The sequence below is a fragment of the Streptomyces sp. NPDC005963 genome, assembly GCF_040638655.1.
In the GTDB taxonomy this organism is placed as follows: Bacteria; Actinomycetota; Actinomycetes; order Streptomycetales; family Streptomycetaceae; genus Streptomyces.
Genome location: NZ_JBEXVD010000001.1, coordinates 488490 through 508675 on the forward strand (window position 1 = coordinate 488490; position 20186 = coordinate 508675).

Genomic DNA, 20186 nt, shown 5'->3' on the forward strand with positions numbered 1-20186 from the left:
CCGAGAACAGTCTTACGGGCGTCGAGCTGAGGGCGTGGGCAGGGCTGGGGGCCGAAATCTACGGGATGGGCTCAGAGCTCCACCGAGTCCAAGGGAATCCCCAGGTAGAGATCCGGTTCCTCTTCCGGTGTGAGGGCCGTGGGGCCGTAGATCCAGTCGGTGAAGGCGTAGTCGTGGGTGTCGCGGGCGCGCAGCAGCACATTGCGCTGAAGCCGTTCGACCCCGTCGAGATGCCATAGTTCGCCCCACTGGCGTGCGGTGTTGACCACCCGGCGGCAGTGTTCGGGACGGACCGCCTCGTATGCTGCGAGGGCCTGCTCCCAGTCGATACCGGATGACCGATCCGACCGGCGGGCCTGCTGGGCGCGGACGTGCTCGGCCAGGACCCAACCGTCCTCGATGGCCATGACGGCGCCCTGTGCCATGTATTGCAGCGGTGGGTGGGCGGCGTCTCCGAGCAGTGCGATCCGGCCGTTGACCCAGGTGGTGATCGGGTCGCGGTCGAACATGCGCCACCAGCGGTCGCGCCACATGAGCGGTAGACCGCGTTGGATGGGGTCGCACGTGCCCTTGAACGCTTGGTCGAGCTCGTCGGGGGTTCCCCAGTCCTCCACGCCGGCCAGTGCCTTGGGCGACTCGAAGACGGCGACCTGGTTGAACATCTCTCCACCGCGCAGCGGGTACTGAACGAAGTGGCAGCGCGGTCCGACGTACACCACGACGTCCCTCTCGTGCACTTCATGGCCCCGCACCTGCTCGGATGGCATGGCGGAACGATAGGCAACGTAGGCCGAGTTGACCGTCTCGTCGTCCACGAGGAGTGCACGGGCGACCGAGTGGAGCCCGTCCGCGGCGATGACGACCTCGGCTTCATCGGTCCGGCCGTCGGCGAAGGCGACGCGTGCGCCGTTCGCGGTGTTCTCGTACGACACGCATCGTGCGTCGTTGACCAACTCGACGCCCAACCGTTCGCAGGCACGCAGGAGGAGGCCGTGCAGATCGCTGCGGTGGATCACCAGGTAGGGGAAGCCGTAGCGGCGCTCCAGGTGTTTGAGGTCCAGCCGGGTCAGTTCGGCGGCGTCCACGGCATCCTTCATCACCATGTGCGCGGGCGTCACTCCCAAGGCAACGGCCTCGTCGAGGAGACCGTACTCATGCAGGATGCGCGTGCAGTTGGGTGCGATCTGAAGTCCGGCGCCGACCTCGCCGAACCCGGGCGCCTGTTCGTAGAGGCGGACGTTCACCGCAGTGCGGGCCAGGGCCAGCGCCGCGGAAAGACCGCCGATTCCGCCGCCGATCACCAGCGCGTCGGGGTGGTGGCCGTCTGTGGTGCCCATGTTCGTTCCTTCGGTCTTCCGTACGGTCCTGAGTGTGGTGCGCTGTCCGCGGCCGTGTTGGGTCACATCCACGGTGGCAGGGGCTCGGCGGGGGCGCCGTCGGTGGTGGTGACACCGGAGTGGGGGCGGCCCGCGAGGTACGCCGTCACGTCCGCCGGGTGTCCGTGTGTGACGGGAACGGCGTTCTGGCCGCGTCTGGTCAGGATGTCGGCGCGGAGCTCGGTGAGGAACGCGGTGGGCAGATCCATGAACCGCACCCCGGCGCCCAGGTCGACGGCGTGGACCATGACCTCACGGCTACGCATCCACGGTGTCTCGCTGGCCGGCACCGTACGCCCTTGGACCGTGACCACCTGCGCCGACCACTGTTCCTCGGTGAGGGTGGCCATGGCGTCGGCCAGTGTTCGCGCGGAGTCCGTGAACCACGCGGTGAGCCGGTCACCGGACAGGGTCCCACCCGATTCGATGGTGGCCGTGCGCTGCTCCGGCGAGCTGTACATGGGTGTGGGTTCACCGGTGCGTGCCCAGTGGACGAGGTTTCCCAGGGCCTCCGCGTTGCCGGCCAGATGGGCCACGACCTGCTTGCGGGACCACCCCGGGAGCAGCGAGGGGGCACCGTACGAGGTCTCGTCGAGGCCGTCGAGGGCCCTGAGGCACAGCGCCGTGCCTTCGGCCATCCAAGCGAGCGTGGTGTGCGGTGTGTTCATATCAGGCTCCATCGGAGACGACTCGGTTTTCCAACCTGCCCAGACGCTCGATCTCGGTGATGACCGTGTCACCGTGCCGGAGGTAGACGGGGGGCTTGCGTGCGTGGCCGACGCCGCCGGGGGTGCCGGTGGCGATGATGTCGCCGGGGTCGAGCCGCACCATCGTGGAGATGTAGCGGACCAGGTCGACCGGGTCGAACAGCAGGTCACCGGTGGTGTCCTGCTGCACCACACGGCCGTTCACCTCGCAGCGGATGCCCAGTGCGGGGCGGGGTCCGCCGACTTCCTCGGGGGTGACGAGGTACGGGCCGAGTGGTGTGGTCGATTCCCAGTTCTTGCCCTGGAGCCACTCGCGGGTGCGAAATTGCCAGTCACGACAGGTGATGTCGTTCAGCACCGTGAATCCGGCGATGGCAGCCACTGCGGATGCCTCGTCGGCTCGGCGCACCGACCGGCCTATGACGACGGCCAGTTCGGCCTCCCAGTCGAACGACTCGGTCTCGTTCGGGCGCTGGATGTCGTCGTGGGAGCCGATGAGGGTCTCGGCGAACTTGTTGAAGAGAGTGGGGTACTCCGGCAGGTCCCGGCCCATCTCCTTGATGTGTCGTTGGTAGTTGAGACCGACGCAGATCACCTTGCCGGGACGCGGCACGAGGGGGGCGAACACGGCATCGGCCGCCGGGTGCGCCCGGCCCTCGGCGGTTGCCGCGTCCATGAGTCCGCTGCTGGAGCCGAGAACGGCACCCACGTCCGGCGGACCGATCTCAACGAGCAGGTCGCCTTCGACGCGAACCGCAGCGGTGCGATCCGCGAGGCGGATGGTGGCGAGCTTCATGCGTTCTCCTCGGTGTGGCTGCGGAACAGATTGAGCTTGGTGAGGACGGGGGCGTCGCTGAACTGGAACAGGTCGAGCGCACCGGAACCGGAGTCGGCGCCCGCAGCCTCGGAGCGAATCGACAGGGGTGTCCAGGAAGGAACCACGAACAGGTCCCCACGCTGGACGGACCAGGAGGTATCGCCGACGGTCACCCGACCCGAGCCATCGAACACCTGGTACACGGATGATCCGGTCTCTCGGCGCGGGGCGGTCTCCGTTCCGCTGCGGATGCGGTGGAACTGGGCACGGATGGTCGGCAGGACGTCCCGGGCGGTGGTGGGGTTGGTGTATCTGACGAGGGCGTGGCCGGGCTCGACGGTGCCGGGGTGGCCCGTGCGCTCCAGGTCCAGCTGTGCGGTCAGCGCGGCGTCGGTGTCCTCCCACCGATAGCGCAGCAGGGGGGTGCTCTCGCGGGGAGTGAGGCAGGACACGGGGGCCAGCCCGGGGTGGGCCCAGAGCCGTTCGGAGCGGGAGAGGTCGGGTGTGGTGCGTTCGTCTGCGGCCAGTTCGTCCCTGCCGAAGTCGAAGAACTGAGCTTCGACGCCGCATTGGAAGGGGATGTCGAGTCCGTCGATCCAGGCCATGGGGGTGTCGGCGGCGTTGTGATGGGCGTGCCAGTTCATGCCCGCCTGGGGCAGGAAGTCACCGCGGCGCATGGGTACCGGCTCGCCCTCCACAACGGTCCACACGCCGTCTCCCTCCACGACGAACCGAAACGCGTTCTGGGTGTGTCGGTGCTCAGGTGCGTCCTCGCCCGGCATCAGGTACTGGACGGCGGCCCACAGGGTGGGGGTGGCATACGGCTGACCGCCGAGGCCGGGGTTGGCCAGTGCGATGGCCCGCCGCTCACCGCCGCGGCCAACGGGGACGAGGTCACCGGAGCGGCCGGCCAGGTCGAGCAGTGTCCCCCACTCCCATCGGTGGGGCTGAGCCTTCGACCGGGGGTGCGGGGGCATCAGATCGCCGATCCGGGTCCACAGCGGTACGAGGAGGGCTTTCGCGAATCCGCGGTAGAGGTCTTCGAGTTCGGGGGTGACCAGCGGCTGGTCGGGCTGGTCCTCGGCCGTCAGGGTGACGGGCGAGACCACGTTCGGGTTGTGGTCGCTCATAGAGGGACAGTGCGCTCTGTGGCAGTATTCAGAACAGATGATTCTGCTGAGCGGAACAAAGTGGGAAAGCGGTGACCGGCTTGGCCAAGTCGATGAAGAACCCGCCGGCGTACGGGGTGACCAGCGTGGACCATGCGCTGCAACTGGCGGTGGTCCTTCAGGTCGAGGGTCCGCTCACGGTGAGCGAGGCCGCTCGGCGACTGGGAGTGGCTCGCTCCACCGCACACCGGCTGCTCTCCACCCTGGTGTACCGGGACTTCGCCGTGCAGGGCGAGGACCGTGTTTATCGCGCCGGTCCGGTCCTGGAGATCGCGGCCACGGCGGAGTCGAACGTCGGGGCCGTGCGCGCCGCCGCACTCGGGCCACTGAAAGCCCTGGCGGAGACCCTCGACGAGACGGCGAACCTCTGTGTCCGTACTGGTCGAACCGTCCGGTTCATCGCCTCGGTCGAGTGCGCTCAGGCGCTACGGGTCGGAAGTCGAGAGGGCATGGTCTTTCCGGCGCACCTGGTGAGCGGCGGACTGGTGATGCTCGCCTCGCTGAGCGATGACGAACTGGCCCTGCTCTACGCGGCCGGCACCACCGACGGGCCGTCTGCCGCATGGCCCGAACCGGCCCAATTGAAGGCGGACTTGCACTCGGTCCGACAGAGTGGTGTGGCCGTGAACCTGGAGCGGTCCGAACGCGGTGTCGTCGCGCTCGGTACGGGCGTGAGGGACGGCGCCGGAGTCACCGTCGCGGCCCTGTCGGTCTCCCTGCCCAGCGTGCGGTACTCACCACGCGGTGTGCAGCGGATCATCGCGGCCCTGACCACCGCGGCGGATGCGATCACCGCCGGGCTCGAAGCGGGGGCTGCTGTGACGCGCGCTCACGGCTGAAGGGCGGCGCTCACGGCTGAAGGGCGGGTCCGTTGACTGCGGTTTCCACGGCGCTGCTCGGGCTTCCTTCCGCGCATGCCTCGGGCCGCGGCGTACTCATGCCCCGGAGTCGGTCGCCACCGAGCGCAGGGGATTCCCCGAAAGGCGCACACGACGATGCTGCCGCCGGCGGCTTCGACTCGTCCTCGCCGACAGCGGCAGCAAGACCTGCCGCTGCGCGGGCAAGGCGACGAGCTGAGTCGGTGGGGATCAGGCTTCGGTGATCTGGTCGATCGCCCCGCTCCAGCGGCCCTTCTCCGCGCCGTGCGGAGTCCCCTTGTAGGGCTGTGTGATGCACTCGATGATGTGCCCGCTGGGGTCCCGCAGATAGACACCGCGCCCATCGTAGTTGTGGTTGATCTGGCCGGCTTCCTCAAGGAACTGGTCCGCGAAGTACTCGATGCCCGCGGCCTTGATGCGGTCGAACACCCCATCGAATTCCTCCTCGTTCATGAGGAATGCGTAGTGCTGCGGCTCGATAAGGTCCGACTTGGCCGCCTGGTAGTCGGTGATGTCGATGAAGTCCAGCGCCACGGGGGGAACCACAAGGGAGACGAAGGGGCCCCACACTCCTGAGATCTCCAGGCCGAGGATGTCAGCGAGGAATCGCGCCGACTGGTGCTTGTCATGGCAGACCACGATCGTGTGGTTGAGGGTGATGGTCATCGGTCTCTCCTAGTTCGAACAGCAGGGGTACGGGGGGGGACGACGGCGGGGCCGGACACTCGGGATCGGCACGGTGTTCCTAGGCTTTCACCTCTCCCACCTCGTGTGGGCTCCGTTCACCCGCGAGGGATCTCGGCCGGACTGCGTTGGGTGGCCCGTCGACTTTGATCCTCCGTCTACGCCACGGTCCACGTCACGGTCCCGAGCGGGGTGCGGGGTCCGACGCGCAGCGGGTGAGCTCATGGTTCCAGGCCGTCGTGTGGTTGAAGGAACTGCCCAGGTCGGGCAAGTCGGCCAGATCGTCATCCGGGAGGTCGGTCAAGGTGCCGCCGGCCTTGGCGATGTCCAGCGAGAGCCGTGCGATGGTGTCGACCGAGATGGCGCGCAGCACGGCTTCCTGCACGGTTTCACCGGTGGTGGTGAGGCCGTGGGCCCGGAGCACCACAGCGGGTTTGTCACCCAGTGCGTCGTTCATCTCCGTGGCGAGTCGACGGTCGTGGATCAGCACCCCCCGGGGATAGACGGGCACGCCGTGGCGGGCCAGCCGGTTCCCGGGGATGTCGAACGCCCCGATGATCGGGCGGATCGCCAGGCCGGCGAGGTCGGCGGCGACGACGGCCGGGGGATGCGTGTGGACGACCGCGTTGACGTCGGGCCTTCTCCGGAGTACCTCCGTGTGCAGGGGGAGTTCGTTCGGCGGGGTCCACCCTCCGTCGAGTTCGCCGGCGGCGGCCGGGGCTCCCTCCAGGTCGACGAGGTGGATGTCGTCCGCGGTGGTGTGGCGAAGGCCCCGTTCCTGGGGACCGCGGCATCGCACGAGGAGGGCGTCGCTGCCGATGCGAAGGCTGACGTGGCCCAGGATGCCGTCTGCGAGACCTCGTGCAGCGAGCACACGGCAGGCGTCGGACATGAGTTGCCGCAGGTCAGGGTATAGCCGCCGGGTCATGTCACCGCTCCTGCGGTGGGTACGGACTTGGCAGCGAGCTGGCCCAATCTGCTCAGCGCGGCCTCGACGGGGGTGTCCTTGGCCGTCAGTCGTCGGCACTCGATGAGAGCGCGGGGCCAGTTGACGGTCACGGCGGCGCACAGCCTGCCGGCCCCGTCGTGGTAGAGCGTGGCGCCCCGCGCGGCCGGGCCGGTGAAGTCCCCGACGGTGTGATGGCCCGAAGCCCGTGCCGGCGTGCCCACGATCTGGATCTTCCAGTCGTACTGGTCGCTCCACACGTACTCCACCGAGGAGTGTGACCTCAGGTCCTGGGGGTGGGCGATGTTGTGAGCGGCGCAGACAGCTTGGTCGACTGCGTTGGTCCAGTGCTCCGTCCGTACGTGCTCACGGTGGCGGGGGTGGAACCAGCGTGCCACGTCCCCCGCGGCGAAGACGTCAGGAGTGTCGGCCGCGCGGCCGTACTCATCGCAGACGACCCCGTTGTCGAGCAGCAGCCCGGAGGACGTCAGCCATGCGTCGTTGGGTACGGCACCGATGCCGATGACCACCGTCGAGGCGGACAGTGTGCGGTCGTCGGTGAGGACCACCCGTAGGTCGCCGGCCTCTCCCGCGATCGTCTGCACACCCACTCCGAACCGGGTGTCGACTCCGTGGCGCCGGTGAAGGTCGCGGAAGTGCCGGCCCACCTCCGTACCGAGGGCCCGGCCCATGGGGACCGGCTGGGGATCGACGATGGTGACCGCGCATCCCAACTGAACGGCGGTGGAAGCCACCTCGGAGCCGATGAAACCGCCTCCCACGACCACCACGGGGCCGCCACGTCGTAGGTCGGCGCGCAGGGCACGGCTGTCGCCGAGGGTACGCACGACGTGCACTCCGGAGGCTGCTTGCCATGGTGAGGGTCGGGCGGAGGCACCGGTGGCGATGAGACACGTGTCGTAGCCGAGGTGGCTGCCGTCGGCGAGCACGACACGGCGTTCGACCGGGTCCAGGTGCTGGGCGGCCACCCCGAGCCGCAGCCCGATGTCGAGCGTCGCCGCCTCGGCCTCGGTGAGCAGGGTGAGCCTGGGTGCGGTCCAGGTGCCGGACAGCAACTGCTTGGTCAGCGGGGGCTTGTCGTAGGGAAGCTCTGGCTCTGCGCCGACGAGTGTGATGCGCCCGTTGTGGCCCTCGTTGCGCAACGCCTGGGCGGCGCGCACGCCCGCCACCGAGGCTCCCACGATGACCACGGTGTCGCTCATCGGACCGTCCCTTCTGCGGTTCCCGTGGGCGCGATCGCGATGTCTCGGTCCCGGAAGGGGGCGGGTGGTGTGACGGCTGGCTTCCGTCTCCCGGTCGCTGCCGGGCGCCCGGGAGGACTGCTCAGGGCATTCATGCGTCCTCGATCGTCAGTGCGGAGACCGGGCAGCTGTGGACCGCCTCCCGGATTCTGGGGAGGTCTTCGGCGGTGATGCTGTCCTTGAGCAGGACGACCAGTCCTTCGTCGTCGATGTCGTAGGTGTCGGGCGCCGCGACCACGCAGTTCGCGTATCCCTGGCACGCGTCGAGATCGACCCTGAGTACAGGCATGATCTGGCTCCTTTCGGTGATGGATGGATTCAGTCCTTGACGCCGATGCCACCGTCGGGGTGGATGGCCGCGCCGGTGATGCCGCGGGCCCGGTCCGAGGCGAGGAACACATAGCTCCAGGCGTGGTCGATGGCGGAGAGGGCCACTTTGAGCGGGACGCGGTCGGCCAGTTCCTCGGCGCGCCCGGGCGCGTTGCCGAGGCTGCGGGTGCCGAGCCCGAGGCTGTCCAGTCCGCGCAGGTCGGTGCCCAGGGTGCCCCCCGGCGCGACACCGTTGACCCTGATGTCGGGAGCGAGCTCATGGGCGAGCGCGGTGACCAGGCCGCGTACCGCGAACTTCGACGACACGTATAGAACGCCGCCCCGGCCGGGGAAGTACCCGGAGGTCGATTCGGTGAGGATCACCGATCCCCGGGAAGCGCGCAGGGCCGGCAGGGCGGCCTTGACGGAGTGGAGGTGGCTTTTGACGTTGCTGGAGAACATCTCGTGGAACGCGGTGTCGATGACGTCCGCGTCCAGTTCCGCCAGCCCTTTGTAGTAGTCGAAAACTCCCACGCAGTTGACGAGGAGGTCCAGGCCGCCGAAGGCGGCCACCGCGTTGGCCACCGCCTGTTCGTTGGCGCTTCGGGTGGTGGCGTCACCTGTGGTGACCGGCACGTCCGGTGCCGTTTCGCGGATGGCCCGGCATTTGGCCGCGTCGAGTTCGAGTACCGCCACACGGGCACCCTCGGCACGGAACGCGTCCACGACCGCGCGGCCGATCCCCGAGCCTGCTCCAACCACGAGCGCCCGTTTGCCCGTGAGCCAGCCGCTCACTGGTCGTCCTCCGGGAGCAGCGGCCCGAAGGGCTTGCCGATCATCGCCGAGAAGGTGGTGGTGTTCTGCCATGTGATCGCCTCCAGTTCCAGTGGGCACAGGGCGACCCACTGCCCGGACTTCGGGGACTCGATCAGCAACCGTGATCCGTTGCGGGTCTCCACTCGGCTGACCCTGATCTCGGAGAACTCATTGCCGATGGTGAGGGGCTCTCCGCTGGTGTGAGTCGCCAACTCGGCCCGTTCGGCCGCCGCCTGCCGGGCGGCCCGTGCGTCCTCCTCCTCGCCGCTCCAGTGCAGCTTCACAGGAAGATCGCCAGATTCTGCATGCGGATCACGGAGTCGTCGACGAGGATGGTCCGGCGGGCCAGCCGCCAGCCGTCATCGGTGCGCCGGAGCAGGTCCTCACGGCCGGCGGACACCTGGGCGGCTTCCCGGACGTCTCCCCTGCTGCGGTAGAGCAGCACCCCCGAATCCACCACGATGTGGTCCTCGTCGTCCGTGGCGAAGGTGCGCACGTTGGTCAGGTGGTGGCGCAGTCGTGACGGGGGGTCCTCGGTCCAGGCGTGTTCCGTCATGAACCGCGCGACCCGTCGCGACAGGGAGTACTTGTCCTCGTCGAAGTGCGCCATGCCGGGTGCTGTGTCGAAGCCCGTGCCCCGGGCGGTGGTCACTCGGACCGGCATCACGTAGTGGATGTCATCGGTGAGCAGGTCGAGCCACTGTTCGTAGTGTTGTGCATCGAGGGTGTAGGTCTCGTCGACCAGCCATTGGTGTGCCTGTTGGTGGCGCTCGTCTCCGAAGGGGAGCGTGCGGCCGGTGCGCTGCACACGGGACGCCTTGCCTCCCAGTACGGCCTGGGAGGAGTGCGTGCCCGTACGGCCGGCTGAGTAGACGCCGGCGCGGTACTTTCCGGACTGGGAGGTCATGACTTCTTCACCGCCGAGTGGCTCTTGTGCTCCGTGGTGTGCGGGGTGGGGCCGCCGACTTCGGCGGAGACCGGGGCCTTGACCGGCTCGGCCAGTTGGTCGGCCCATCGGTTGAGGAGCTCGCGTTGGTTGTATTCGCCGTATCCGGTGTGCGCGATTCCAGGGCCGGAGAACTGGGTGGAGGTCAGCGCGGGAACCACCTCGGTGCCGTCCTCAAGGATGCCCATGCGGCTGTTGAGCAGGAGCCTGCGTGCCATCGAACCGGCCGCGGTGTTGGTCAGCGAGACCCAGTTCTCCACGTCGTCCTGCTCGAACATGCCGGTCGAGCCGAAGCACATCAGATACGCCTTGTAGGACAGTTCCTTGAACTCCTGTGGGGCTTCGGCGTCGACCGCGAACCAGGACAGGACCTCGGTTTCGTCCTTGCTGATCGGCTGCCACTGCCGGAGGGAGATGAACGGCAGGACGTCCTCGCCGTCCGCCACACGGGGCCAGTTGTGCACGAGGCTGAGATTGGGGAATGCCGAGGCGGCCGAGATCATGAACCCGTCGTCGCCGATCACCGCCAACTGATCGGCCGACCAGGACTCCTTCATCCGTTCGATCATGTCGTCGGGGTAGCCCACGTAGCGCAGGCGCTCCTCAAGTGTCCCCGGTGGCAGCTTGTAGGTGGTGCCGCCGCCGTTGCCCGCCCAGTAGGTGCAGCCGTCCTTGCGCTTCTCGGCTTTCGGCTCGCGGAACAGCCCGATCTCCACGACCGACGTATGGGTCTGAGGGGTGTGGTACATGTCGCCGGCGAAGTTCTCCGCGCCGATCTTCCAATTCGCCTTCATCCGCCACCGCTGGGGGCCGCGCAGTTCGATCCCACTGGGGCTCTGACGGGTGTAGTAGTCCAGGTAGAAGGCGAAGTCGCCGAGGTAGTCGCGCAGCGGCGGGGCCTCGGGGTCCATGCTGATGAAGATCAGGCCGTTGTACGTGTCGAAGCTGGGCGCCGGAAGCAGCCGCTGCCCCTTGCGCTTGAAACCCGCCTCGCCTCCGTACGCCTCCTGGTGGAAGGGCAGACCGACGATCCGGCCGTCGTTGCGGTAGGACCAGCCGTGGTAGGGGCACCGGAAGTGGGAGGCATTGCCCATCTCTGCTCTGCACACCTGCATGCCGCGGTGCAGACACATATTGAAGTGGGCGTGGACCTCGCCCTTCTCATCCCGCGTGAGGATGAACGAGTCCTCCAGTACCCGCCGTACCACGTAGTCACCTGGCTGCGGAATCTCGGACTCATGGCCCACGAACATCCAGGAGCGGCTGAACAGCCGCTCCTTCTCCAACTCGAAGATCGCTTCGTCGTTGTAGATGTGCGCCGGGATCATCCCCCTGCGCACGTCGTCCAATGTCTCGGCATGCTCGGTCATCGCGACCCCTCCTCCTCGGGACTGGGCAGCTCTAGAGCACCCGTCCTCAAGTTTTCTACTGAACAGATATTCGCTCTGCACAGTAGAACAATTCTCCATCGGGACGTCAATGCCTGGTCGAGAGGGGCATGGCTCCCCCGACTCGCCACACCCAGCCGGGCCAAGGGCACCCCTGGGGCCAGAACCGAAGATCCAGGAACGCCAGCAATCACGGGGCGGCCAGCGAGTCGGGCGAAGCAGCCGGACAGACAGGGTTCAGCGGCATTCGGGTGCGGAGACACGGGGAAACTGCCGAACAAGTGACGTATTCTTCTGCTATGAAGAAAACGGAGGCTGAGACGGTATCCATCGGAGGCCCGGAGCCCCAGTACCCGATCGAGTCGGTGGACAACGCCCTCAAGATCCTTCTGCTCCTGGGGGAGCAGAGCGAGTTGCGCCTGACCGACGTCGCGAACTATCTGGGGGTGGCGACCTCCACGGCGCACCGGCTTCTGGCGATGCTGCACTACCGGGGCTTCATCGGACAGGCCGAACGCGGCAAGACGTACGTACCGGGCACGGCGCTCACCGGCGTGGCCTTCTCCATCCTCCAGCGGTTCAACGTGCGCGATGCCCTGCACCCGTTCCTGGAGCAGCTCAACGAGGAGCTGTCGGAGACCGTCCACCTGGGGATTCTCGACGGCACCACCGTGCGCTTCATCGACGCGATCGAGAGTCCTCGCGCGGTACGCGTCGCCGCCCGTCTGGGCCGGTCGATGCCCGCACACTGCACGTCCACCGGCAAGTCGATGCTCTCCCAGTTGTCGGCAGAGGACCTGCACCGGCTCTATCCCGATGAGGAACTGGACGGACTCACCGCGAACTCCATCCGACACCGCTCCGAGTTGGAGGGTGAGGTGGAGATGGTGCGCCGACTCGGGTACGCCACCAGCACGGAGGAGAGCGAAGAGGGCGTCGCCTCGGTCGCCGTGGCGTTTCCGGCCCGACGCACCCCCATGCAGATGGCCTTCAACGTCTCCGTTCCGATCAGCCGAATGAACCGGACCGATCTTCGCCGTATCAGTGAAGCGCTCTGCAGGACGGTGGAGGAGGCCGCCGCGGTGCTCCACTGACGCCGCACAGGCCTCACGGCGGGCTGCGCAACAGGGTGCCCGGGGCGTTCTTCGGCAGCCCGCCTCACACCGACAGCACATGGTCGTGATCGACCGTGTACAAACACCCGGGACGCTCCGCGCGAGCGGAACGTCCCGGGTGGTCAGCGTCTCCGGTGCAGCCCCCAACCGGAGCCAAGGGCGGTTACGCGGATCCCTCCCGAAGGGGTTGGTCCGGGGCCGTGACCGCCTCGTCTGCGACTCCGCGCAGGTCGCGCCGGGTGCCTTCCCGCGCAAACGGAATGACCAGCAGGCCGAGGAGGAAGCTGCCCGCCGTCATCAGCGCGATCGGCGGGTAGCCGTGGCTCACGGCGAGAGCGACCGCGATGAGCGGGATGACGCCCCCGCCCAGTGTCCCTCCGACCTGGTAGGCGAGGGACGACCCGGTGTAGCGGTGCTCGGTGTCGAACATCTCCGAGATAAACGCCGCCACCGGCCCGTAGACCGCCGCCTGGACGATGGCGAGGCCCAGGACGAAGCCGGCGAACAGCAGAACGGGTGAGCCGGCTGAGATCATCCAGAAGACCGGGAACGCCGCCATCGCCCCCAGGGCCGAGCCGGCCATCAAGACCTTGCGCCGCCCGACGCGGTCGGACAGATGGGCACAGGCCGGGATGAGAGCGACCTGGAGGATCGCTCCGATCGATAGCGCGGCAAGCGCCGTCGATCGACTGTGTCCGCCGGTCGTCGTGGCCAACGTGAGGCCGTAGGAGGTCAGCAGACCGGTGTTCGCCGAGGCGCTCAGGGTGCCCGCGATGCAGATCAGTACGGTGCGCCAGTGGCGGGTCAGCACGCTTCGCAGCGGAGCCGCACCCTTCTGTCTGGCCTCGCCCTTCGCCTGGATCTCAGCGAACAGCGGCGATTCGACCATCCGCATGCGGATGAACAGGCCGATCACGGTCAGCACCGTGCCGATCAGGAAGGGAATCCGCCAACCCCACGCGAGGAAGTCGTCTTCCGGCATCAGGCCGAACAGGGCGAGCATCCCCGAGGCGAGCACCGATCCGCTCGGTGCCCCCATGTTGACGAACGAGGCGACGAAGCCGCGCCGCTCCGTGGGCGCCGTCTCGACGCTGATCGAGACGGACCCTCCCCAGTCACCACCGACCGCCAGTCCCTGGATGATGCGGATCGTCACCAGCAGGATGGGTGCCCACACCCCGATGGTCGAGTAGGCCGGAAGGATGCCGATCAGGCCGGTGGCCACACCGGTGATGCCGAGGGTGACGAGCAGGATCCGTCGACGGCCGTACTTGTCCCCCAGCAGGCCGAAGAGCACGCCGCCGAGCGGGCGGGCCAAGTATCCGGCGAGCATGGTCGCGAAGGCCAGGATGGTCCCGACGCCGGGATCGACCGCGCCGAAGAAGATCTTTCCGAAGACGAGGGCGGCAGCCGCCGTGTAGATCAGGAAGTCGTAGTACTCGATCGTCGTGCCGAAGTAGCTGGACAGCATCACGGTGCGCAGCTCGGACTTGCGAGGCGCCGCGCGGGAGCTCTGCTCGATCATTGGGGTCTCCACGGGGAGTGCGCGCCAGGCGCGCCGAGGACCTACAGGACATGGATGAGGTGCAGCACCGTTACCGCTCCGTCTGTGGCGGACCGCGGCGACGCTGGCGTCCCTCCGCAGGCGGCCTCGGTGAAGGGGGCCTACTCGCCCGGGTGCGTCCGTCGACCGGAGCACAGAGAGAGTTTCTGCTCTGCGGAGCTTTGCTGCGGAGTTTTCTACTCTGGGTCTCGCACTCCGTCAACAGCTCACACAACTCTTGACGAAACCGACGAAGCGGAGGCAAGGTTACCGAATAGACAGAGACACCTTCTGGCCAGCAGAAGACTACGGTGCAGATGTAGGAAGTTGGTCCCGGTGACCGGCTGAGGCATCTACTCCTCGGTTTCGCGCTCTCCCCTCGGAGAGAGGGCGAAGCCACGTCTCAAGGCCGACCCGATGTCGAGCCGTCCAAGCAGTCGACCGCCCGACATCGGCACGTGCGGCACTGATATCGAGTTCGACGTAGAAGGGAATCGGTTGATGGAAGAGCTTACAGAGGCTGTCGACATCCGAATTCTTGGCGCGGGCCAGAATTGGATGGATGTCTCAAGCCTGGTCGCGGTGGGGCTGGCCGGCTACTACAGTGCGCTCCCGCCGGGTTCCACGGCGGCAGCCATCTCGGGTAACCCGGGCGAGATGTGTATGAAGGCTCCCCAGCTCGTGACGGACGGGCAATACCACATGGCGGTGACGACACCACTGTGGTACTTGAAGATGGCGATCGAAGGACGCGGTCCTTTCACCGAACCGCTGCCGCTCAGTGTGATCGCGGTGTTCCCTCACGACGACCGGTTGGCATTCGCCGTGCGTCGTGAGACCGGGCTGAAGAGCCTGAGCGACATTCGCGCCCAGAAGTACCCGCTGCGTCTTTCCATGCCGACTCCGGAGATGCTCCATCCGGCAGGATGGGTGATCGAAGAAATTCTCGCCCAGTACGGGCTGACACGTGAAGACATCGAGAGCTGGGGCGGTGAGATCCTCCGTGACCGTCCCCAGGCGCTGAACTCCCCCACTGAGCCGCCTGTCGATCCGTCGTTCGACGCAGTCTTCGACGAAGCGTTTATGACGAGGCGCTGGCGACGCCTGGCAGAAGCTCACGACCTGCGCTTCCTTCCGGTCGACGACGACGTCCTCAGCCATTGCGAGGCGCTCGGCATGGAGCGCGGCGTGATCGAGAAGGGACGCCAGCGCGGTGTGGACGACGATGTACCGACGGTCGACTTCAGTGGCTGGGCGCTTTTCTGCCGGTCCGACATGAGCGAGCGCATCGCCTACCTCACCGCGGCAGCGCTGGACGCGAAGTCCGCGGAGATCTCGGCACGATTCACCGGCGACTTCGCAGCGATGACGAGGCCCATCGAACTCGCCCGGCTGACCGACACCTCGATGCCGATACATCCGGGTGCGGCTGCCTATTACCGTGAACAACTGGCAGCGCAAGCAGCACAGTCCTCGACGTCATGACGGCAGCGACCCGGTAAACCTGGATCGTACCGAGAACCGGTGCCTCTCTCTGCGAAGCCGGCACGGACCCGGTCACACAGTTTCGCGTGAACATTCCTGATGTACGGAGTCGTGCCGACATCTCAGGGCGGGCTGTCGACACGACTCCAGCCAGTTCTCGACGCAGCGATACGCTGGGCGGAGTCGATTCCCGTACGCACGTGCAACCGGATCGTGGGCGGTTGGCAGCGGGGTCAGGGGCAGTCAAGCCGCAGACGGCCCGTTCGAAACTGCCCACGTTCTTTTGGGCAAGCCCTCGAAATACACGAGTTGCAGGAGTAAGTGAACATGCTAAGGCGATTGACGATCCGGGGTACGGCCGCAAGGACGCATCCGCGGCCCGGCCGTCCGCCCCGGGGCCAGAGCGCACCCGCCAGACGGTTGAGGACGATCCATGCCCAGTGAAGCAAGCCCTGGACACACCCTCGTGCTGAGCCATGAGGACGTCGAAGACCTCCTCGACCTGCAACAGGCGATGCGGGTGACCCACGACGTACTGAAGGAGCAAGCCGAAGGAAAGGCGGTCGCACGTGCTCCGATGCACCTCGACGTGGGTGCTGGAGCGTTGCGCATCGTCAGTGGTGCGCTGACCGGATCCGGACGCATGGGACTGCGCGCATCCGGAGCGCAGGCCCTCGCATCGGATTCCGGAGCGGCCATGCTCTTCGACTCCGAGACGGGCGCACTGCTCAGTGTGCTCGCCTATCCGTTCGCGACACTGCGAACCGGAGCGATGTTCGGACTAGCCACCGACGTCCTCTCCCCGCCACACGCCCAGGATCTGGCCATGGTGGGAACCGGACGGAACGCCCTGGGCCTCATCCGCGCGGCATCGTTGGTGCGCGAGTTGAAGCGCATCCGTGTCTACGGTCGCAACGAGGAGCACCGCGCGGAGTTCGCCGCTCGGGTCACAGCGGAGTTGGGGATTCCCGCCGAGGCATCCACAACCGTGCAGGGCGCGACCAAGGACGCCGAGATCGTCTTCGTTTCGACCAACACCACGCGACCCGTCCTCCACCACGCTGACATCACCCGCGGTGCGTTCGTGGCCGGCATGGGAACTCCCTGCGAGTTCGGCGAAGACCTCTATCTCGCAGCGGACCGGGTCATCGTCACTTCGGTGGAACACGAGCAGAACTTCGCCGAGGTGTGGCGGGACGGCTCGATGCACAGCACCCTGGTCGACCTGAATCGGACCGGCAAGCTCCCGTGGACGGCGATGTCCGAGTTCGCAACGGTCATCGCCGACAAACGACCTGGTGAAGGTACGACCGTGTTCCGGGAATCTTCGGGCGGGTACGGCGACATCGCGTTCGCCACCTGGGTCTACGCCAGAGCCCGCGAGATGGGTAGAGGAACAGAAGTCTCGTTCGGCTAGCGCCCTGTGGAGTCGTCGATTCGTTGGGGCCTGCGCCCGGGCGATCGGTCCACGGCTCCGCAGCAGTTGTGCGCCGGCCTCGGCACGGGAAGAAGGGGGCCGCGTCCGGATGTGTGACCGGTGGGCCCCGCAGGATTCCCGCACGCACTGCGGCGGGCGGGAGTCCGGCGGGCGGGCGACGGGAGCCCTGTCAGCCTGACATGCCCGGCGACACCATCCGGCGCCTCACTGCTGCCGCGAGGCGTACGGGCGCAGTGGCGGCTCGTGGTTGCTCCGCGGAGCCGTGGCAAGTGCGGTGGCCGCAGCGGGCACCACCACGGCGCCCGCCCGGGCGATGTCGAGGGGGCCGACCCCGGCGACGTACGGGTATGCCAGACATGTGCCGATCGGCAGTCGCCGTGGATCGGCGGGGCCCGGTCGGCTCAGTGCGTCGAGCACCAGTCGGAACGCCACCGAGTCGTAGACCAGCCCGATGTGGGTCACCAGCCTTATGCCGCACACCTCCTGGAGACCGATGTTGCGCGCCCCGTCCCTGACAGCCGTTCGGTGCGGGACGACGACCAGGTCGTCGCGGGTGTAGATCGAGGTGTACGAGATGGCGCCGGGGGTCTGGTCGCCGGAGTTCAGCGCGGTGAGGAATGCCGAGCCCGGTGTCATCTGGTGGGCCGCCGCCGCGCAGGGAAGCGCGCACAGTAGATCACCGGCCGCGGTGCCGTGCTCGGGTGTGCCGAGGCTGACCACGTCGTCGACCATGTTCCGGAGCCCCGGCCACCAGGTCAGCCCCCATCTGATCTGAAGGCCGCCCTGGCTGTGGGCGATGACGTCGGCCTTGCGTCCGGTGGCGGAGTGCAGGGCGGCGACGGCATGGACGACGTACTCGGCGGACTCCTGGATGTCCCCGGTCGACCGGCCGGGCAGGTCGACCGTGCACACGTCGTACCCCCGCTCCCGTAGCGCGGGGGCCTGGTTCCAGCCCCAGTTGAGATCGGCGTCCACTCCTGTGCCGTGGACGAGGAGTACCGGCTCGCGCTCTGCACGCGGGAAGCCGGCCGGGCAGTTCAAGGCCGCGGCCAGCCGGTCCGGTGGTGTGCTCAGCGATGGACCGTCGACGGGGGCGATTCCGGCCCACCGCGCGGTCTGCGCGGCTGCGGGTGGGACGGGCACCATCGGCGCGAGCACGGTGGCCGCGACGAGCACGACGATGAGGACGCCGAGTCGGCCGTGGGCGGTGAAGACGTCGCGTACGCGGTTGCCTCGGGATTGGTGGGGGCGCATGGGGGCTCCTTCCATCCGGTGTTCCGGCGGCTGGGCAGGGGCTGCACAGCCGAAATGTCACACGGGGCCGGTGGGGCCGGTAGATGAGAGGAGCGCGTTGCTCCATCGCGCGGGCCATCCTGTGCACGCGCACACCACCGGGGCGGTTCACCGTGCTCGGGGCACAGACGGGCCACTCCGTGTCAGGGGCCCGCATCCGTTCGGATGTCGGGCGGTGTGCTCACCCACTGCGCTTCCAGGGCCATGGCCAGATCCACCACGTCACGCGGGTGTGCCAGCCGACGCCCGGTGAGCACTTCGAGTCGGCGCAGTCGGTTGAGGACGGTGTTGCGGTGGCAGTACAGCCGCTCGCCCGCCCGCCGGGTGGAGCCGTCGCAGTCCAGCCAGGCCGCCAGCGTGGTCAGCAGTTCGTTCCGGTCGGCGGGTGGTAGCCGCAGTACGGGACCGAGCACCTGGTCCGCGAGGTCTCCAGCCAAGTCCGGTCGGGTCAGGGCGAACGCCCGGGAGAGCCGGTCCCCCACCTGGGCCAACTCCCCGTCCGACCGGCACGCGCCGAGCGCCAACTCGGCGAGTTCACGGGCCCGGCCCAGTTCGGCCAGACCCGTCACCACCGTGCTGACGCCACCTCGGGTGTGCGCCCCCACGGGGACGAGCGCGCCCAGAGCTGTGAGCGGCCGGGCACCGAGCAGTGCCACGATCGCCACCCCATCGTCCTGCGGGCACCAGTACAACTCGACGCCGTTGCGGACCTCGTACCCTGACTCCGTTTCGAGTGGCCGTACGCCGGGGCCGCGCAGCAGGACGACCGCGTACCGGCCGTACCGGGGCAGGCCCGGGCACTGGGCCAAGGCCGACAGGTGCGCGGGGTGGGTGTGTCCACGCAACAGTGCCTGAAGCACGGGCCGGTGTCGGGGACCGCCACCGGCGGACGGCGGTCGGGCCATGGCCCGCCGGTGCGCCTCGACCACCAGGGCGACGTCCCCGTCCGCCCGCCGCCACACATCACCGGCGGCATACGCCATGGTCGCGACCCGCCCCGGCGACTCCCTCACCACCCGTGCGACCAGCGCGTCCCACAGGCCGGTCGTACCGATGCGGTAGGCGTCCAACAGCGTCTGGAGCGGGACGCCTTCCCGGCCGCGTCGGTCGCCGACGGCCCATGCGTGGTCGCCCGACTCCGCCACCCTGTCCGGTGTGATGAGCCCTGCGACGAAGGCGTCGAACGCCGTCAGTGCGGACCGCGCCAGATCGGGCGGGGGCAGCGTCGGATCGCCGTAGTACGCACTGACCGCGCGCACCCGGGCCACCACGCCCTCGGTGAACGCCGGCAGATCCGGCCGGAGCAACTCGGCCGAGTGCCGTAGCACCGACTCGACGTCCGCCTCGGACGGTCTGCCGGGAGCCCCGTCAGGACTCGCCTGGCAAGCGTCTGCCTCGCGCACGGCCACCTCCGCCAACCGAAACTTAAACAAGGGTTAGCAATAATTCACATCATGCAGCATGATCCATGCTAGTAGAGCTTCATAACTCTCTCCATGATGGGTATCAAGTGCTCACATACCATGGACTGGCACACCAAGTGAGGGGACCGCGATGTCGGCGCAGGCACCGACCGGAGGGACTGCGGACACTACGGGGACCGGGGACACCACACCCGGCGAGGCGGATGTGTCCTACGGTGAACTCGCCGAGTTCTACCGATTGATCGACACCGTTCTGGCCCGCTGCCGTGACTTCCAGAGCGCACTGGCGAGCGTGGAGGACTCCCTCATGGAGCTGCGCGCCACCCGCCGCCCCGGTCCACCGCCGGTGGTGCTCGGCGGCTTTGCCAGACAAGCGGCGTGGGCGGACTTCTCCGCCGCGTTCCGGGCCCTGAACGGCGCCGTGACCCTGGCTCGGGCGGAGGGCTACCGCGCCGCCGTCGACGACGGAGGGCTCACCCTCACCGAACTGGCGCGCGTCGCGGGCCGATCCCGGCAACAGGTGACCCGACTGGTCAACAGGGGCCGTGACTCGTACACGGCAGGGCAGCATCCTGCTCCCGGCCGGTGAG

Annotated in this window: 20 protein-coding genes; 5 read left to right on the forward strand and 15 right to left on the reverse strand. The window is 67.9% G+C overall.

Going from position 1 to position 20186, the window contains the following annotated elements:
- Positions 1-71: 71 nt before the first annotated feature.
- From ABZ348_RS02035 to ABZ348_RS02050, 4 genes are all read right to left on the reverse strand, one after another.
- Complete coding sequence (locus ABZ348_RS02035) at positions 72-1337, reverse strand: FAD-dependent monooxygenase (protein WP_358928339.1); 1266 nt, start codon at positions 1335-1337, stop codon at positions 72-74.
- A 62-nt stretch (positions 1338-1399) separates the two neighbouring features.
- Positions 1400-2044 carry a maleylpyruvate isomerase family mycothiol-dependent enzyme gene (locus ABZ348_RS02040; protein ID WP_358928341.1) on the reverse strand — a complete coding sequence of 215 codons (645 nt, stop codon included), beginning with the start codon at positions 2042-2044 and terminating at the stop codon, positions 1400-1402.
- A gap of 1 nt (position 2045) precedes the next feature.
- On the reverse strand, positions 2046-2879 hold the full coding sequence (locus tag ABZ348_RS02045) for a fumarylacetoacetate hydrolase family protein (RefSeq protein WP_358928343.1): 834 nt from the start codon (positions 2877-2879) through the stop codon (positions 2046-2048).
- On the reverse strand, positions 2876-4030 hold the full coding sequence (locus ABZ348_RS02050; protein WP_358928345.1) for a cupin domain-containing protein: 1155 nt from the start codon (positions 4028-4030) through the stop codon (positions 2876-2878). Before ABZ348_RS02050 ends, ABZ348_RS02045 begins: the two co-directional genes overlap by 4 nt.
- A gap of 71 nt (positions 4031-4101) precedes the next feature.
- Between ABZ348_RS02050 and ABZ348_RS02055 the strand changes: the two genes are divergently transcribed.
- Positions 4102-4908, forward strand: a complete 807-nt coding sequence (locus ABZ348_RS02055) for an IclR family transcriptional regulator (protein ID WP_358928346.1) — start codon at positions 4102-4104, stop codon at positions 4906-4908.
- Between the two features lie 249 nt (positions 4909-5157).
- Here ABZ348_RS02055 and ABZ348_RS02060 read toward each other — a convergent pair whose 3' ends face one another.
- From ABZ348_RS02060 to ABZ348_RS02095, 8 genes are all read right to left on the reverse strand, one after another.
- A complete protein-coding gene (locus ABZ348_RS02060; protein WP_358928348.1) occupies positions 5158-5613 on the reverse strand; it encodes a VOC family protein in 456 nt (151 codons plus the stop codon).
- A gap of 193 nt (positions 5614-5806) precedes the next feature.
- A complete protein-coding gene (locus ABZ348_RS02065; RefSeq protein WP_358928350.1) occupies positions 5807-6559 on the reverse strand; it encodes a class II aldolase/adducin family protein in 753 nt (250 codons plus the stop codon).
- Complete coding sequence (locus ABZ348_RS02070; protein ID WP_358928352.1) at positions 6556-7800, reverse strand: FAD-dependent oxidoreductase; 1245 nt, start codon at positions 7798-7800, stop codon at positions 6556-6558. The genes ABZ348_RS02065 and ABZ348_RS02070 overlap by 4 nt, the downstream gene beginning before the upstream one ends.
- Positions 7801-7930: 130 nt before the next feature.
- Positions 7931-8128, reverse strand: coding sequence for a ferredoxin (locus ABZ348_RS02075; protein ID WP_358928353.1), 198 nt, complete (start codon positions 8126-8128; stop codon positions 7931-7933).
- Positions 8129-8157: 29 nt separating this feature from the next.
- The gene (hcaB, locus tag ABZ348_RS02080; RefSeq protein WP_358928355.1) at positions 8158-8943 is read right to left on the reverse strand and encodes a 3-(cis-5,6-dihydroxycyclohexa-1,3-dien-1-yl)propanoate dehydrogenase; all 786 of its coding nucleotides are present in this window, start codon (positions 8941-8943) and stop codon (positions 8158-8160) included.
- On the reverse strand, positions 8940-9248 hold the full coding sequence (locus ABZ348_RS02085) for a hypothetical protein (RefSeq protein WP_358928357.1): 309 nt from the start codon (positions 9246-9248) through the stop codon (positions 8940-8942). Before ABZ348_RS02085 ends, hcaB begins: the two co-directional genes overlap by 4 nt.
- The gene (locus tag ABZ348_RS02090; RefSeq protein WP_358928359.1) at positions 9245-9871 is read right to left on the reverse strand and encodes a 3-phenylpropionate/cinnamic acid dioxygenase subunit beta; all 627 of its coding nucleotides are present in this window, start codon (positions 9869-9871) and stop codon (positions 9245-9247) included. Before ABZ348_RS02090 ends, ABZ348_RS02085 begins: the two co-directional genes overlap by 4 nt.
- Positions 9868-11280, reverse strand: coding sequence for a Rieske 2Fe-2S domain-containing protein (locus ABZ348_RS02095; protein WP_358928361.1), 1413 nt, complete (start codon positions 11278-11280; stop codon positions 9868-9870). Before ABZ348_RS02095 ends, ABZ348_RS02090 begins: the two co-directional genes overlap by 4 nt.
- A 317-nt stretch (positions 11281-11597) precedes the next feature.
- Between ABZ348_RS02095 and ABZ348_RS02100 the strand changes: the two genes are divergently transcribed.
- Positions 11598-12392: an IclR family transcriptional regulator gene (locus tag ABZ348_RS02100; RefSeq protein WP_358928363.1), complete on the forward strand. Its 795-nt coding sequence runs from the start codon at positions 11598-11600 to the stop codon at positions 12390-12392.
- Between the two features lie 184 nt (positions 12393-12576).
- Here ABZ348_RS02100 and ABZ348_RS02105 read toward each other — a convergent pair whose 3' ends face one another.
- On the reverse strand, positions 12577-13938 hold the full coding sequence (locus tag ABZ348_RS02105) for an MFS transporter (RefSeq protein ID WP_358928365.1): 1362 nt from the start codon (positions 13936-13938) through the stop codon (positions 12577-12579).
- 519 nt (positions 13939-14457) lie between these two features.
- On the opposite strand from ABZ348_RS02105, the gene ABZ348_RS02110 reads away from it, so the two are divergent.
- On the forward strand, positions 14458-15441 hold the full coding sequence (locus tag ABZ348_RS02110) for a TAXI family TRAP transporter solute-binding subunit (RefSeq protein WP_358928367.1): 984 nt from the start codon (positions 14458-14460) through the stop codon (positions 15439-15441).
- Positions 15442-15874: 433 nt separating this feature from the next.
- The gene (locus ABZ348_RS02115) at positions 15875-16858 is read left to right on the forward strand and encodes a hypothetical protein (protein ID WP_358928369.1); all 984 of its coding nucleotides are present in this window, start codon (positions 15875-15877) and stop codon (positions 16856-16858) included.
- A 225-nt stretch (positions 16859-17083) separates the two neighbouring features.
- Here the strand turns inward: ABZ348_RS02115 and ABZ348_RS02120 are convergent, their stop codons facing one another.
- Positions 17084-18133 (reverse strand): alpha/beta fold hydrolase, encoded by a 1050-nt coding sequence (locus tag ABZ348_RS02120; RefSeq protein ID WP_358928371.1) that lies wholly within the window; start codon positions 18131-18133, stop codon positions 17084-17086.
- A gap of 182 nt (positions 18134-18315) precedes the next feature.
- Positions 18316-19575 carry a helix-turn-helix domain-containing protein gene (locus tag ABZ348_RS02125; protein ID WP_358928373.1) on the reverse strand — a complete coding sequence of 420 codons (1260 nt, stop codon included), beginning with the start codon at positions 19573-19575 and terminating at the stop codon, positions 18316-18318.
- Between the two features lie 151 nt (positions 19576-19726).
- Between ABZ348_RS02125 and ABZ348_RS02130 the strand changes: the two genes are divergently transcribed.
- The gene (locus tag ABZ348_RS02130; protein WP_358928375.1) at positions 19727-20185 is read left to right on the forward strand and encodes a hypothetical protein; all 459 of its coding nucleotides are present in this window, start codon (positions 19727-19729) and stop codon (positions 20183-20185) included.
- Position 20186 lies beyond the last annotated feature (1 nt).

Bases quoted from the DNA above. Each gene is read 5' to 3' on its own strand.
- ABZ348_RS02110 (WP_358928367.1), top strand. From the start codon at position 14,458: ATGGAAGAGCTTACAGAGGCTGTCGACATCCGAATTCTTGGCGCGGGC.
- ABZ348_RS02120 (WP_358928371.1), bottom strand. From the start codon at position 18,133: ATGCGCCCCCACCAATCCCGAGGCAACCGCGTACGCGACGTCTTCACC.
- ABZ348_RS02095 (WP_358928361.1), bottom strand. From the start codon at position 11,280: ATGACCGAGCATGCCGAGACATTGGACGACGTGCGCAGGGGGATGATC.
- ABZ348_RS02075 (WP_358928353.1), bottom strand. From the start codon at position 8,128: ATGCCTGTACTCAGGGTCGATCTCGACGCGTGCCAGGGATACGCGAAC.
- ABZ348_RS02090 (WP_358928359.1), bottom strand. From the start codon at position 9,871: ATGACCTCCCAGTCCGGAAAGTACCGCGCCGGCGTCTACTCAGCCGGC.
- ABZ348_RS02035 (WP_358928339.1), bottom strand. From the start codon at position 1,337: ATGGGCACCACAGACGGCCACCACCCCGACGCGCTGGTGATCGGCGGC.
- ABZ348_RS02105 (WP_358928365.1), bottom strand. From the start codon at position 13,938: ATGATCGAGCAGAGCTCCCGCGCGGCGCCTCGCAAGTCCGAGCTGCGC.
- ABZ348_RS02070 (WP_358928352.1), bottom strand. From the start codon at position 7,800: ATGAGCGACACCGTGGTCATCGTGGGAGCCTCGGTGGCGGGCGTGCGC.
- ABZ348_RS02115 (WP_358928369.1), top strand. From the start codon at position 15,875: ATGCCCAGTGAAGCAAGCCCTGGACACACCCTCGTGCTGAGCCATGAG.
- ABZ348_RS02050 (WP_358928345.1), bottom strand. From the start codon at position 4,030: ATGAGCGACCACAACCCGAACGTGGTCTCGCCCGTCACCCTGACGGCC.
- ABZ348_RS02100 (WP_358928363.1), top strand. From the start codon at position 11,598: ATGAAGAAAACGGAGGCTGAGACGGTATCCATCGGAGGCCCGGAGCCC.
- ABZ348_RS02065 (WP_358928350.1), bottom strand. From the start codon at position 6,559: ATGACCCGGCGGCTATACCCTGACCTGCGGCAACTCATGTCCGACGCC.
- ABZ348_RS02040 (WP_358928341.1), bottom strand. From the start codon at position 2,044: ATGAACACACCGCACACCACGCTCGCTTGGATGGCCGAAGGCACGGCG.
- ABZ348_RS02130 (WP_358928375.1), top strand. From the start codon at position 19,727: ATGTCGGCGCAGGCACCGACCGGAGGGACTGCGGACACTACGGGGACC.
- ABZ348_RS02060 (WP_358928348.1), bottom strand. From the start codon at position 5,613: ATGACCATCACCCTCAACCACACGATCGTGGTCTGCCATGACAAGCAC.
- ABZ348_RS02045 (WP_358928343.1), bottom strand. From the start codon at position 2,879: ATGAAGCTCGCCACCATCCGCCTCGCGGATCGCACCGCTGCGGTTCGC.